The 11,672-nt window shown below is 62.3% G+C and carries 16 protein-coding genes; 14 read left to right on the forward strand and 2 right to left on the reverse strand.

Going from position 1 to position 11,672, the window contains the following annotated elements:
* Both SCA01S_RS10105 and SCA01S_RS10110 read right to left on the reverse strand, forming a co-directional pair.
* A complete protein-coding gene (locus SCA01S_RS10105; protein WP_062785280.1) occupies positions 1–651 on the reverse strand; it encodes a hypothetical protein in 651 nt (216 codons plus the stop codon).
* A gap of 182 nt (positions 652–833) precedes the next feature.
* Entirely contained in the window at positions 834–1,661 is an 828-nt protein-coding gene (locus SCA01S_RS10110; protein ID WP_084390921.1) for a LexA family transcriptional regulator, read from the reverse strand.
* 72 nt (positions 1,662–1,733) lie between these two features.
* Between SCA01S_RS10110 and SCA01S_RS23030 the strand changes: the two genes are divergently transcribed.
* From SCA01S_RS23030 to SCA01S_RS10160, 14 genes are all read left to right on the forward strand, one after another.
* Positions 1,734–1,985 (forward strand): carph-isopro domain-containing protein, encoded by a 252-nt coding sequence (locus SCA01S_RS23030; protein WP_369405410.1) that lies wholly within the window; start codon positions 1,734–1,736, stop codon positions 1,983–1,985.
* A gap of 184 nt (positions 1,986–2,169) precedes the next feature.
* On the forward strand, positions 2,170–2,718 hold the full coding sequence (locus tag SCA01S_RS21760; RefSeq protein ID WP_084390922.1) for a DUF1376 domain-containing protein: 549 nt from the start codon (positions 2,170–2,172) through the stop codon (positions 2,716–2,718).
* The gene (locus SCA01S_RS10115) at positions 2,715–4,214 is read left to right on the forward strand and encodes a DEAD/DEAH box helicase (protein WP_062785284.1); all 1,500 of its coding nucleotides are present in this window, start codon (positions 2,715–2,717) and stop codon (positions 4,212–4,214) included. The genes SCA01S_RS21760 and SCA01S_RS10115 overlap by 4 nt, the downstream gene beginning before the upstream one ends.
* Positions 4,214–5,128, forward strand: a complete 915-nt coding sequence (locus SCA01S_RS10120; RefSeq protein ID WP_062785286.1) for a DUF7146 domain-containing protein — start codon at positions 4,214–4,216, stop codon at positions 5,126–5,128. The genes SCA01S_RS10115 and SCA01S_RS10120 overlap by 1 nt, the downstream gene beginning before the upstream one ends.
* The gene (locus tag SCA01S_RS22220; protein WP_157088935.1) at positions 5,118–5,315 is read left to right on the forward strand and encodes a hypothetical protein; all 198 of its coding nucleotides are present in this window, start codon (positions 5,118–5,120) and stop codon (positions 5,313–5,315) included. The genes SCA01S_RS10120 and SCA01S_RS22220 overlap by 11 nt, the downstream gene beginning before the upstream one ends.
* Entirely contained in the window at positions 5,312–5,482 is a 171-nt protein-coding gene (locus tag SCA01S_RS22225; RefSeq protein ID WP_157088936.1) for a hypothetical protein, read from the forward strand. The genes SCA01S_RS22220 and SCA01S_RS22225 overlap by 4 nt, the downstream gene beginning before the upstream one ends.
* Entirely contained in the window at positions 5,479–5,748 is a 270-nt protein-coding gene (locus tag SCA01S_RS10125) for a hypothetical protein (RefSeq protein WP_062785288.1), read from the forward strand. The genes SCA01S_RS22225 and SCA01S_RS10125 overlap by 4 nt, the downstream gene beginning before the upstream one ends.
* Positions 5,745–6,236: a hypothetical protein gene (locus SCA01S_RS10130; RefSeq protein ID WP_062785290.1), complete on the forward strand. Its 492-nt coding sequence runs from the start codon at positions 5,745–5,747 to the stop codon at positions 6,234–6,236. The genes SCA01S_RS10125 and SCA01S_RS10130 overlap by 4 nt, the downstream gene beginning before the upstream one ends.
* A 191-nt stretch (positions 6,237–6,427) precedes the next feature.
* Entirely contained in the window at positions 6,428–6,889 is a 462-nt protein-coding gene (locus SCA01S_RS10135; protein ID WP_062785292.1) for a terminase small subunit-like protein, read from the forward strand.
* Positions 6,879–8,381, forward strand: a complete 1,503-nt coding sequence (locus SCA01S_RS10140) for a hypothetical protein (RefSeq protein ID WP_062785309.1) — start codon at positions 6,879–6,881, stop codon at positions 8,379–8,381. The genes SCA01S_RS10135 and SCA01S_RS10140 overlap by 11 nt, the downstream gene beginning before the upstream one ends.
* 247 nt (positions 8,382–8,628) lie before the next feature.
* On the forward strand, positions 8,629–10,344 hold the full coding sequence (locus SCA01S_RS10145; RefSeq protein ID WP_245652513.1) for a portal protein: 1,716 nt from the start codon (positions 8,629–8,631) through the stop codon (positions 10,342–10,344).
* Positions 10,341–10,691, forward strand: coding sequence for a hypothetical protein (locus SCA01S_RS10150; protein WP_062785296.1), 351 nt, complete (start codon positions 10,341–10,343; stop codon positions 10,689–10,691). Before SCA01S_RS10145 ends, SCA01S_RS10150 begins: the two co-directional genes overlap by 4 nt.
* On the forward strand, positions 10,627–11,310 hold the full coding sequence (locus SCA01S_RS10155; protein WP_157088937.1) for a hypothetical protein: 684 nt from the start codon (positions 10,627–10,629) through the stop codon (positions 11,308–11,310). Before SCA01S_RS10150 ends, SCA01S_RS10155 begins: the two co-directional genes overlap by 65 nt.
* A 12-nt stretch (positions 11,311–11,322) precedes the next feature.
* Positions 11,323–11,672 (forward strand): major capsid protein (locus tag SCA01S_RS10160; RefSeq protein WP_369405411.1); only part of this gene is annotated, 350 nt, incomplete at its 3' end.

Raw genomic sequence — 11,672 nt, forward strand, 5'->3', positions numbered from 1 at the left:
TCAGCGACCCTCCCGTTCGGCGAGGCGGATGATGTCGGCTTCGATGCTATCGATGCCGGTGCTGTCGCAGATCCGCTGGTCGCCTTGATGTTGGATGATGATGGCCAGCTTCTGCTGGATGTCGGATGCAGTCGTCGCGGGGGCCGTGATGACGGCTTCGACCGCAGCGTCGCGTGCCCGGGTGAACGGCTCGATCAAAGTATGATCATGGCGCGCGACTGCGGTCTGGAGCAATTCCGCGCAAAGGTTCATTTCCGAGACGTATAATTGGAAGCGATCAGCGCGCTGCAGAGCGACGTGATCAGCCATCGGTGTGCGCGGGCGGCCATTGGCAAGGCGCGCGAAACCGTTGTCCAGCTTGTTGTGAACGGTTGTGACGTGATCCAGCGCCATGCCGATCAAGGAGCGCATTTGCTCCAAGTTTTCCTGGGCGTCGGTGTCGGCGGATGCCAGCGATTCCGCGTCGAGGAATTGCGCGGTGAATGTTGTTTCCACCGCGCGGGCAATCGTGCAGGCCTTCGCCAGATCTTCCGAAATCGCCGCCAGAAAATCAGCGGTAGGATTGAAGCTGGATGTTGTTGGCGCGACTGGGCGCGCATCTTCACCGGCTACCGACGCATGGGTCGGCGGCCCTTCGTAAAAAGCCGACATTGGTAATCTCCCGCGAAATGCAGGAGGTTGGCGACAACTGGCCCGAGTGTCCGGCGGCCGAGTGCGTTTCCCTACCTGCGCACCAGAGTTTCAGCGGCCTTGCGGCGATCGTCTCTGACGGGCAGATAGGTGGCACGACGCGTAATACGCGTCAAGCGTAATTACGGAGCAAGCGTATTTTTCTAGATCCCGAAGCATTCCGCCCATGGGATGACGCGGTGAATGTGGGCAATGCGCTCCATGGGCACACGGAACCGGATGGGCGGGTTATACTGCTCCAAGTCAAGGAACGTCGCCGATCGCTTGACCAGTCGCTTGATCAGGCCGGTTACGATCTCGCCGCCATCGTCGGCAACCAGTTGGACAACGACATCATCACCGATGGCCGGCGGGCGCTTCGGATCCACGAATACGGGGTCGCCGGCTTGATAACGCGGCTCCATGGAACTGCCAGAAACAAAGACGACGTAGACGGCGCGCCCGTTGGAAATTCCCGGCGGGCGTCGGACGTGCGCGATCACGTCGCTCATTTGGAAGATAGTCATTTCCACCGGCTCAGGGCCATTATCACAAGTGTCGAACTGTAGATCGGCGGCCAGCGCGCTGGCGTAAGCGGGCACATCCTTGGGCTGACCTCGCAACGTCGGCGCTTCCATCGTCAAGAGATTCTCGGCCGGCACTGCGTCAGGATCAGGAACTTTGCGAGGCACGGCTCTATCACGATCCGCGCCGGGCTGCTCTGCGCGTAAAGGAATTACATTTCCCTTGGCCCAATCGAAACCAGTCAGTTCGTAAAGCTCGGACGGCTGGATCGGTGGGTCGCCGCGCCCCGCCATTGCGGACGCAAGCCGCGTTGCAACCGGGGGCGTCAGGGGCTTGCTGTATTCCGCACTGAAATAGGCCTGGACGCTGGATGGCCCCTTCATATCCGCCGCTTTGGCGATTTCCTTGAGAGTCATTCCAGCACGCGAACGAAGCGCAATCAGTTTTGAGCCAGTGGTTTCAGTCATTCGCGATTTTCCCGTTGGTCGCCTTGCTTCATACGTTGACGGACGTACGTTTCCAACGTAATTATGCCACCCATGTCCATACGAAACGTAATCTCGAAGCTAGGCGGCATCACGGCTGTGGCGCGCGCCCTAGGCCATCGAAACGTGACAACCGTGCAAGGCTGGTGGGATCGCGAACTGATTCCGGCCCGTCGGCAACGTGATGTCCTCGACCTTGCTGCACACATGGGCGTGCCGCTGCTGCCAGACGAAATCATTCCCCCGGCTTCAACCGCTGGCTCGTCACTCTCGACCGCCTCTGCATTGGGTGGCGCCACAGCATGAGACAGGCGGAGTCAGGCGCCAGCTTCGATTGGCGCGCCTTCGCACGTCGTGTCGTCATAGACGAAATCGAAGTCGAGCCGGACTTGTCCGTCCGCAAAGCGCGTATTCTGCATGCGCACCAGCATGGCCACCTGACAGCAGACGATGCTGAGGACTGGATCGTCCTCGGGGGGATGGCCGCGCAATGAGCCGCGAGACAAAGCCCAGTGAAGCCACCATATGGTTTCCTTATCACATCCGCGATTTTCGTTCGGAACAATACACGCTGAATTTCGAGCAGCGCGGAATGTACATCGCCCTGATCGAACGCCTTTGGGAAAGCGGCGGTGAATTACCGTCCAGCGATAGTTCCCTTGCGGCCGAGTTGGGCATCAAGCCGCGCGAGTGGGCAAAGCATAAGGCCGCGATCCTGGCTCGCTTCCACGTCGCCGACGGTCGGATTTCACACGTTCGGATGACGGCTGAGTTGGGCAGGGCGCGGTCGAATGTCGAGCAACGGCGGTTGGCTGGGATTGCATCTGCGAACGCCCGGAAAGCCAACGGAACGGCAACGAGCGTTGCAGCGGAAACGCAACGGCCGTTGAACGAGGGTGGCAACGAAACTGCAACGGAGGAGCAACGGGGAGGCAACCCCGCGCGGGTGGAAGGTGCAAGGTCCTATCCAGGTAAGGAAGTTACCTATCAGGGTAGTACTGACACGCGAGGGCCTTTCAGCGTTCGGGGTGCGGCATGACCGGGTTGCCCCTGTTCACCAGCGGGACCACGGCCGCTGCCAAGCCGTTGCGCTCGTACCAGCAGCGCAGCATCGACCTTTTGAGGCAGGCCATGCTGGCTGGGTCTTCAAGGATCGTGCTGGAGCTATGCACGGGCGCCGGTAAAACCCGCATCGCTGCCGAAATCGTGAAGGGCGCGCGGGCCAAGGGCAACCGGGTGGCGTTCGTGGTGCCGGCGATCTCGCTCATCGACCAGACCGTCGAGGCCTTCATCGCGGAAGGCATAACCGAAATCGGCGTGATGCAGGGCAACCACGAGATGACCCGGTACGAGATGCCGGTTCAGGTCTGCTCGGTTCAGACGCTGGCAAAGCGCGGCGTTCCCGATGTCGAGTTGGTGATCGTCGATGAGTGCCATATCCAGCACGAAATCATTCGGCAGTGGATTCGGCAGTATCCCCGCGTGAAGTTCGTCGGCCTGTCCGCAACGCCGTGGGCGGTGGGCATGGCGGAATACTGGCAGGTTCTTGTCCGGCCGGTGTCGATGCAGGAATTGATGGACCTGGGGTTCCTGTCGCCCTTCCGGGTCTTTGCGCCCAGCCATCCGGACCTGTCGGGCGTGAAGGATGTCGCTGGGGACTACAACCAGGATCAGCTTTCCGACGTGATGAGCGATTCCGTGTTGGTCGCGGATATCGTCGAAACATGGCTCAAGCGCGCGAATGGGCAGCCCACGCTGGTTTTTGCCGTGGATCGGGCGCACGCGGCGAAGCTGCAAGCTGAATTCCAGCGTGCGGGCGTCCCGATGGGATACTGCGACGCCAACGTCGATCGCATCGAGCGCAAGGTTCTGTTCGAGCGCATGGCGCGCGGTGAACTGGCGGGCATCTGCAACGTCGGAACGCTTACCACGGGAGTTGACGCGGACGTGCGGTGCATCGTCCTGGCGCGGCCAACGCGCTCGGAAATGCTGCACGTCCAGATTATCGGGAGGGCATTGCGCACTGCGCCGGGTAAGACCGAAGCACTGATCCTCGACCACGCCGACAACCACGCTCGCTTGGGCTTCGTCACCGACATTCGGCATGAGCAGCTTCTCGACGGCAAGGCGCGCAAAAGCAGTGGGCGGACGAAAGGTGAATCGCTGCCCAAGGAATGCGGCTCATGCAAGGCGCTCAAGCCCCCGAAGGTCAGGGAATGTCCGCACTGTGGATTCGTCGGTCAACGCCAATCCGATCTGGAAACGGAGGAGGGCGATCTGATCGAAGTGACGCCTGGCCGCGCGCCGAAGGCGGAAAGCACGGTCGATAGAGCCAATTTCTATTCTCAAGTGCTGTGGATCGCACGGGAGCGCCAGCGGTCGCCGGGCTGGGTCGCGCACACGTTTCGAGACAGGTTCGGCGTCTGGCCACGCGGTGCTGCAACGCGGGTGCAACCACAACCCCCGACCGACGAAGTGCTGTCCTTCGTCAAGGCAAAGGATATCCGGTTCGCCAAGCGCAAGGATACGCGCTGATGACAATGAAAACGACTGAACTCGTTCGCGGAAAGTGGACGGGAACACTTAAATTGCTGGGCATTCCGGATAGCTTTCTTTCGGGAAAGCATGGCCCTTGCCCGATGTGCGGTGGCAGCGACCGCTTTCGTTACGACAACAAGGATGGAAGGGGCACGTTTTATTGCAGCCAGTGCGGCGCCGGCGACGGCTTCAAGTTGATCATGCAGTATTTCAACTGGGACTTCAAAACCGCCTGTCGCGAGATTGATCAGAAAATCGGGCATGTAGCTGCTGAACCGCCCAAGCGCGAAATGGATGAGTGTCAGCGGGTGGATATGCTGAACCGCCTGTGGACTGGTGCGTCACCACTGACCGGCGATGATATGGCTTCACGCTACCTTGCCGGGCGCGATGCTGTGCCGGGGAGAGCCCCTGACTGCCTGCGCTTCCATGAGCGGTGCCCGGTCCCTGGCGATGGCGGTTTCCTGCCCGCGATGCTGGCGGTTGTTGCTGGTCCGGACGGAAACGCGACTAACATTCATCGGACGTTCCTCGGGCCACAAGGCAAGGCGGATATCGAGAGCCCACGGGCGATGATGCCCGGCACGCTTCTGCCTGGATCCGCTGTTCGGCTTTACCCGCTGCGGGGCGAGCGCCTGGGCGTGGCGGAAGGCATTGAAACCGCCATCCGTGCGGCGAAGCGTTTTCAGGTTCCGGTGTGGGCTGCGCTCAACTCCACCATGCTGGAAAAGTGGCTGCCGCCTGCCGGGATTGGGGAGGTTCTGGTCTTTGGCGACAACGACCACGCATTCGGTGGTCAGGCTTCGGCCTACGCCTTGGCTCATCGGCTCGTGGTGCGGAACCGGGTCAAGGCTCAGGTTCATATCCCGCAAACGCCGGGCATGGACTGGGGGGACATTGATGCAGCCTGATCTGTTCAAGGTCCCCGCCCGTGTCGGCCTAGGCAATGGCAATTTCCTGGGGGATGTCGCGCTGGGCATTGACCGGGACGAAATGGTGCGCCGCTGGAAGCGCGGCGATTATCCCGACCTGCATCCCGAACTGGCAAAGTACGCAATGGGCGACCGCTCACCGCGAAGTGGAGGCGGGCAACCATGAACGTCGTCACAGGGCAATTCGGTCCGTCGCCCTATCGCAGCCTGGCGGAACTGCACGAGGCCATGCGCGGGCTGATCAGCGAATGGAACGGGCGGGTGTCGCTAGCGGAAGTTATCGGCCTGCTCAGGATGGTCGAGCATGAACTGATCGAGGAAATGAAGGGATGATCGCGATGGTTCGTATCACCAAAAATGCCGTCCTTCGCTTTCAGGAGTTCGTTGCCAACGTTTCCCAGGCGGATGTGGTGGCCGCGCTCGACACGCCCGCCATGGCCCTTGCCGCGAAGATGGGAGCCTGCGCGGTGATCCTGCCGCGCGGCCAGCGGGCCGTGATCCAAGACGGGGCTGTGGTCACTGTCTTGCCCCCGCGCAAGCGCCATCACCACGCTGCCCGCATTGCTACACGAACGACCTGGGAGGATGAAACGCTGTGAACCAGCCCGAACTTTTTGAAGCTGGCGAAAGCCTAAGCCCTGCCTGTCTGACGCCGGCCGAGGCCATCTGCTATCGGATGATCTATGACGCGGCCGAAGCAGGCGAGCCGTGCCCCACGAACATCGACATTGAAGTCGAGATTGGCGCCAACAGTTGCAGCATGGGGCCGAAAACTGTCGCGCGCCTTGCCGCAAAGGGGCTGATCACGGTTGAGCGCTTCCACCGTGCCCGCATCGTAACCATCGTCGCCACGGGTAAGGCAACCACATGCCCGCCCGATCAGCGCACCGATTTGCCGCGTCGCGATCGTGGCACCCATAGCGATGGGCCCCTGCTTACTGCCCTGTCTGAACTGGGGGTGCCCGAGCATGTCGCGGATCTGATGCTCGGCGGCTTGCCTGCGCTGGGTAAGCTCGATCGGCTGCTCGACCGGGCAAAGGAATGCGTGGCGCGTCGGCGCAATGGCTACCTGCTGGGGGATCGGTGATGTGCCCGCCCCCGCCTATTGGCGCGATCATCACTGTTGAGTGCAACAGGGTCGCACGGGTGATGAAAGCAGAGGCTGCTGCGTCAGATTGTCGCGCCAGCGCGCCATGGTGGCGCACGTTCCGCTCTCTCAACCGTTCGGAAATCGAAACGGTTCGGCGCATGGTTGCATCAACTTTTTAGGGGGCGGTAATGGGCAAAGTTTACACGCCGGTCGAACGCGGAAAAATCATCGCGAAGGTAATCGCTGGCCTTAGTCGAGGAACGCCGCTTACCGTGATTTGTCGCGGCAAGGGGATGGCGAACGATGATACGATTAGGCTGTGGGCTGAGGGGGACGATGAGCTAGCTCGGGCCATCGCGCGCGCGCGCGAACTCGGTTTCGACGCCATCGCTATGGATGCCCTGGCGATCATCGACGAGGAGCCGGAACGCGTCACCACGACCACAGGAGAGGATCGCACGGAAACCCGCATCGACGGTGCATCGGTGCAGCGGGCCAAGCACCGCTTCGAGGCCCGGCTCAAGCTGCTCGCGAAGTGGGATCCGAAGCGGTACGGCGAATTGATCAAGCACGGCAACGCCGACGGGTCGAATTTCAATCTGGCCGACGCCGTAGATGCCGCGCGCCGGAGGGCTGCCGATGGCGCGTAATGCCAAGGCCGATCTGGCGGCGGATATTGGCGGCTTCACCCATGATCCGCTTGGTTATGCGCTCTATGCATTCCCGTGGGGAAAGGGCGAACTGGAAGGCATGACCGGGCCTCGTACCTGGCAGCGGGAGGTGTTGGCCGAAATCCGTGATCACCTCAAAAATCCGCTCACCCGGCATAACCCACTGCGCATTGCACGCGCGTCCGGGCACGGCATCGGGAAGTCCGCGCTCATCTCCATGGTGATCAAGTGGGCTCTCGACACCTGTCCCGACGCCCGCGTGGTGGTGACGGCGAACACGCAGGATCAGTTGGACAGCAAGACCAGCCCGGAAATCCACAAATGGGCACGCATGGCCCTGACCGCCGACTGGTTCGATCTGAACAAGCGCTCGATCGTGGCCACGGCGCCCGGGCGGTCTTCCTCCTGGCGCTGCGATCTCGTTACATGGTCAGAACACAACACGGAAGCGTTCGCCGGCCTGCACAACCAGGGCCGCCGCATTGTACTCATCTTCGATGAAGCCAGCGGCATCGCGGACAAGGTGTGGGAGGTTGCGCTGGGCGCACTGACCGATGCCGACACTGAAATCATCTGGCTGGCATTCGGCAACCCGACGCTGAACACGGGCGCTTTCCGCGAATGCTTCGGTAAGCATCGCAACCTGTGGCGCACTGCTCAGATCGACAGCCGCACGGTCGAGGGCACCAACAAGGCCTACCTGCAAGAACTATGCGACACGTATGGCGAGGATAGCGATATCGCCAAAGTCCGTGTGCGCGGCATGTTTCCATCGGCCTCGTCCATGCAGTTCATCAGCCTGGGCGATGTGGAGGCGGCACAGAAGCGCGATATTCCCCATGGACTGCCCGGTGATCCCATCGTGTTCGGCGTGGACTGTGCGCGCTTCGGAGACGACGAGAGCGTGCTTGCCATCCGCCGTGGTCGCGATGCTCGTTCGCTGCCGTGGAAGTCGTGGGGTCAGGTCGATGCCATGACGCTGGCCGGCGACATTGCCCTTGAAGCTGCACGCCTGCATCCCGATGCGATCTTCGTCGACGCGGGCAACATCGGCGCCGCCGTGGTGGACCGCCTGCGCCAGCTGATCCCTGACACGCCGGTGATTGAGGTATGGTTTGGCGGCAAGGGACGTGATGCTGAACTGGAACCGGGCGTTACCGTGCCCACTGCCGACAAGCGCGCCGAGATGTGGACGCGGATGCGGGCCTGGCTTCGTTCCAGTGCCATCCCAGAAAAGGAACGACTGCGGGATGACCTGATCGGGCCGACCTATGCCTTTGCTGCTGACGACACACGCGTGAAGCTCGAGCGCAAACCCGACATGAAAAAGCGCGGCCTGCCCTCGCCTGACTGGGCAGATGCGCTGGCCTGCACCTTTGCTGAGCCTGTGATGCCGCGCCAGATGCCGGGCTATCTCGATCCTGAAAACTATCCGCGCGATGAAGCTGGGCGCTATGGGGAATTGGACTGATGCGCGGGATTCACGCCCCACAACACCCGGCATAGGCCTGTCTCCTGCATCGACAGGAGGCACCCATCTGCAGCACGCCCACCGTTCCGACCCCACCCGCCCGGCAAGCCCAGAAGCTGCCCGATGCAGGCGCGTCGGCTAGCGCGACCACTGACAACAGCTGGCGCAAGGCCATCTTGGCTGGCATGGTCACGTCGCCACAGGGTGTGCTGGGATCGCCCACCACCAGCAAGGCGACGCTCGGCTGATGGCAGACCGGCCTATTCTCTCGACCCGTGGTCAGGCTGGGCCGCTGGTAGATGAGCGCTCGCGCGCCATCCGCAAGCACTGCGAAATGCGGCTTGGCGAACTCAAGTCGATACGCAGCGACTATGAGAAAGAGGCGGAACAGATTGCCCGCTTCGCCCAGCCTGCACGCTCGCGGTTCCTGTCCAACAGCAAGGATCAGAACAGCGGCCGGCGCCGACAGTGGAACCGCACCCTGTTCGATCCACACGGCATCGAGGCGTTCCGCACGCTGACCAACGGGATGACCTCTGGCTTGTCGAGCGCGTCGCGTCCCTGGTTCACGCTCAAGACCGGCGATGATGCAATGATGGATGAACCGGGCGTGCGCGCTTGGCTCTCGGAAGTCGAGCGCCGCATGTACACGTTCTTCGCGCGCACCAACTTCTATGGCGCGGTGAAGGCTGGATATGGCGAAATGGGCCTGTTCGGCACCGAAGCCTGCGTGATGGTCGAGCACTGGCAGGTTGGTGCCGTCTGCCATTCCCTGACGTTCGGCGAATATTGGATCGCCATGTCGGACGCCATGGTGCCCGATACCCTCTATCGGCTTTGCTCTATGAGCGTGAAGCAGGCGGTGGACACGTTCGGCGATGCTGTGTCGCGCCCGGTCATGGCGATGTATGATCGAAGCCAGTACGACAAGCCGGTCGAAATCTATCACGCGATCGAGCCTGATCCTGACCATGACCCGCGCCGGCTGGGCTCGAAGGCCTGGCGCAGCGTCTACTGGGAGACGGGCGGTAACTCCGGCTCGCTGCTCAAAGTGTCGGGCTATTCCGATCAGCCGTTCTGGGCGCCGCGCTGGGACGTGGTGGGCGGCGATACCTACGGTGTCTCGCCCGGCATGGAAGCTCTGCCGGCTCTGCGCGAACTGCAAATGCAGACTAAGCGCCGGAACGAAGCAATCGACGCCATGGTCAAGCCGGAAAAGATCGTGCCGCCCGGCGTGCGCCTGACCGGAGAGCCGGGCCGAACCGTCACCGCGTCCGGCGTCGATAAGGCCGGCGTCGTCATTCCGTATGAAATGCCCTATCAGGTGGTGGGTGCGATCGGCGCCGAGATCGAGAAGTGCAAGCAGCAAATTGACGGCCTCAGCTTTGCCGATCTGTTCAACGCGATCACAAATATGCGCGGCGTGCAGCCCCGCAACATGGAGGAGATCGCCGCGCGCAATGAGGAGAAGCTCACCCAGCTTGGCCCAGTGATCGAGCGCGTGGGCAACGAGAAGCTGGAAGTGGCGATCGACCGCGCATTCGGCATCATGAGTCGGGGAGGGATGCTGCCACCTGTGCCCGAAGCCATCGGTGGGATGCAGATCAACGTGGAATTCGTGAGCATCCTGCAACAGATGCAGCGCATGGTCGGCATCGGCCAGATCGAGCGCGTGGTCGGCTTCGTCGGCAACCTTGCCGCCGCGCACCCCGAAGCGCTAGACAAGATCGATTTCGATGAGGCCATTGACGAATACGGCTATCGTGCCGGCACGCCTGCCAAGCTGATCCGCACGGCCGATCAGGTAGCCGATATCCGCAACCAGCGTGCGCAGGCCCAGCAGGCCCAACAAGCGGCTGCAATGGCCCCGGTTGCCAAGGATGGCGCGGCGGCAGCTGAACTGCTTTCGCGCACTGATATGGGCGGCGGGCAAAGCCTGCTGAACCGGATGCTGCCCGCATGACACAAGGGCAGCGCGACGCCGAACACCTGCTGCGCCAGCCTGAATTTCTGCGCTTCCTGAGTGCCGCGATTCACGCCGCTGGAATCTTTGGGCAGCAAGTCGGAGCCGATGGGCATCTAACGCGCGATCTCAGTTTTCTTGAGGGGCGCCGCAGCCTGGGGTTCGAATTGCTGCACATGGCCCATGCCGGCCAGCCTGAGCAAATCCGCGCCAGCGACACGCAGGCCCTGACCACGCTCACCGCAGCCCTTCGCCAAACTCTCAACTCACAGGACAAGCCCAATGAGCGACGCCGCACCCGCAATGACCGATACGCCGACCTCCCCGACACCGACGCCGACGCCTGATGCTGCACCCGCTGCGCCGGCTGCTGACACGTCGGTGTTGGGCGGTGAACTGCCGGCTGCCGATCCTGCGAAAGAAGCGTCCGCGACCACGCCCGCAGCCGATCCGCCCGCGCCCGCAGCCGACGCGCCCGTCGTGCCGGAAAAGTATGAGCTGTCGCTGGAAGGCATGACGCTTGACGCTGGTCTGGTCGAGGCTGCCGATCCGGTGTTGCGTGAATTGGGCCTGTCGAACGATCAGGCAAATAGCTTGCTGCCGATCGCCCAGCAGATCCAGCAGCGCACAACTGATGCGCTGGTGCAGCAGCTGGCCGATGCCGGCGCGGCGCAGAAGCGGGAATGGTTCGATGCGTTCGCGGCTGATCCCGAAATCGGCGGCGCCAATCGCCAGCAGTCCGAACACCTGGCCGCGCGTGGCCTGGATGCCTTGGGTTTCACCAAGGATCACCCGTTCCGCACGGCCCTGACCGAATCCGGCTTTGGCAACCACCCCGACATGATCCGCGCATTCCGCGCGATCGGCCAGATGGTTGGCGAGGACGGCACTTTCGCGCGCGCTGGCGCCGGAAGCGACAACCGCCCCGTCTGGGAGCGGCTCTACCCCAACGACTCCCAGCGATAAGGAAGCCTTCTCATGGCAATTCTCGGAACCTCTTACTGGAACCTGATCGACACGCTCAAGGTCAGCGGCAACGGCATCGGTGATGTCGTCGAAGCCCTGACCCAGCTCACGCCGTTCATGAAGGATGCCAATGTCGTCGCCTGCAACGATGGCACTGGTCACCGCACCAGCATCCGCACCGGCCTGCCCAGCGTGGCTTGGGGCGCGCTCTATCAGGGCATCCCGCAGTCCAAGGGCAACTACACCGAAGTCAAGGACACCACGGGTTTCGTGGAAGGCCTTTCGACGGTGGATGAACGCCTCCTCGACCTCAAGCCCGCCGAAGCGGCCAAGCTGCGCCTGGTCGAAGGTCAGGGCTTCCT

Source organism: Novosphingobium capsulatum NBRC 12533 (genome assembly GCF_001598375.1).
GTDB classification, from domain to species: Bacteria; Pseudomonadota; Alphaproteobacteria; order Sphingomonadales; family Sphingomonadaceae; genus Novosphingobium; species Novosphingobium capsulatum.

Excerpts from the sequence above, each read along its gene's own strand:
- SCA01S_RS22220 (WP_157088935.1), top strand. The coding sequence starts at position 5,118 with ATGCAGCCTGATCTGTTCAAGGTCCCCGCCCGTGTCGGCCTAGGCAAT.
- SCA01S_RS10145 (WP_245652513.1), top strand. The coding sequence starts at position 8,629 with ATGGCAGACCGGCCTATTCTCTCGACCCGTGGTCAGGCTGGGCCGCTG.
- SCA01S_RS10155 (WP_157088937.1), top strand. The coding sequence starts at position 10,627 with ATGAGCGACGCCGCACCCGCAATGACCGATACGCCGACCTCCCCGACA.
- SCA01S_RS21760 (WP_084390922.1), top strand. The coding sequence starts at position 2,170 with ATGAGCCGCGAGACAAAGCCCAGTGAAGCCACCATATGGTTTCCTTAT.
- SCA01S_RS10140 (WP_062785309.1), top strand. The coding sequence starts at position 6,879 with ATGGCGCGTAATGCCAAGGCCGATCTGGCGGCGGATATTGGCGGCTTC.
- SCA01S_RS10135 (WP_062785292.1), top strand. The coding sequence starts at position 6,428 with ATGGGCAAAGTTTACACGCCGGTCGAACGCGGAAAAATCATCGCGAAG.
- SCA01S_RS10120 (WP_062785286.1), top strand. The coding sequence starts at position 4,214 with ATGACAATGAAAACGACTGAACTCGTTCGCGGAAAGTGGACGGGAACA.
- SCA01S_RS10115 (WP_062785284.1), top strand. The coding sequence starts at position 2,715 with ATGACCGGGTTGCCCCTGTTCACCAGCGGGACCACGGCCGCTGCCAAG.
- SCA01S_RS22225 (WP_157088936.1), top strand. The coding sequence starts at position 5,312 with ATGAACGTCGTCACAGGGCAATTCGGTCCGTCGCCCTATCGCAGCCTG.
- SCA01S_RS10110 (WP_084390921.1), bottom strand. The coding sequence starts at position 1,661 with ATGACTGAAACCACTGGCTCAAAACTGATTGCGCTTCGTTCGCGTGCT.
- SCA01S_RS10150 (WP_062785296.1), top strand. The coding sequence starts at position 10,341 with ATGACACAAGGGCAGCGCGACGCCGAACACCTGCTGCGCCAGCCTGAA.
- SCA01S_RS10125 (WP_062785288.1), top strand. The coding sequence starts at position 5,479 with ATGATCGCGATGGTTCGTATCACCAAAAATGCCGTCCTTCGCTTTCAG.
- SCA01S_RS23030 (WP_369405410.1), top strand. The coding sequence starts at position 1,734 with ATGTCCATACGAAACGTAATCTCGAAGCTAGGCGGCATCACGGCTGTG.
- SCA01S_RS10105 (WP_062785280.1), bottom strand. The coding sequence starts at position 651 with ATGTCGGCTTTTTACGAAGGGCCGCCGACCCATGCGTCGGTAGCCGGT.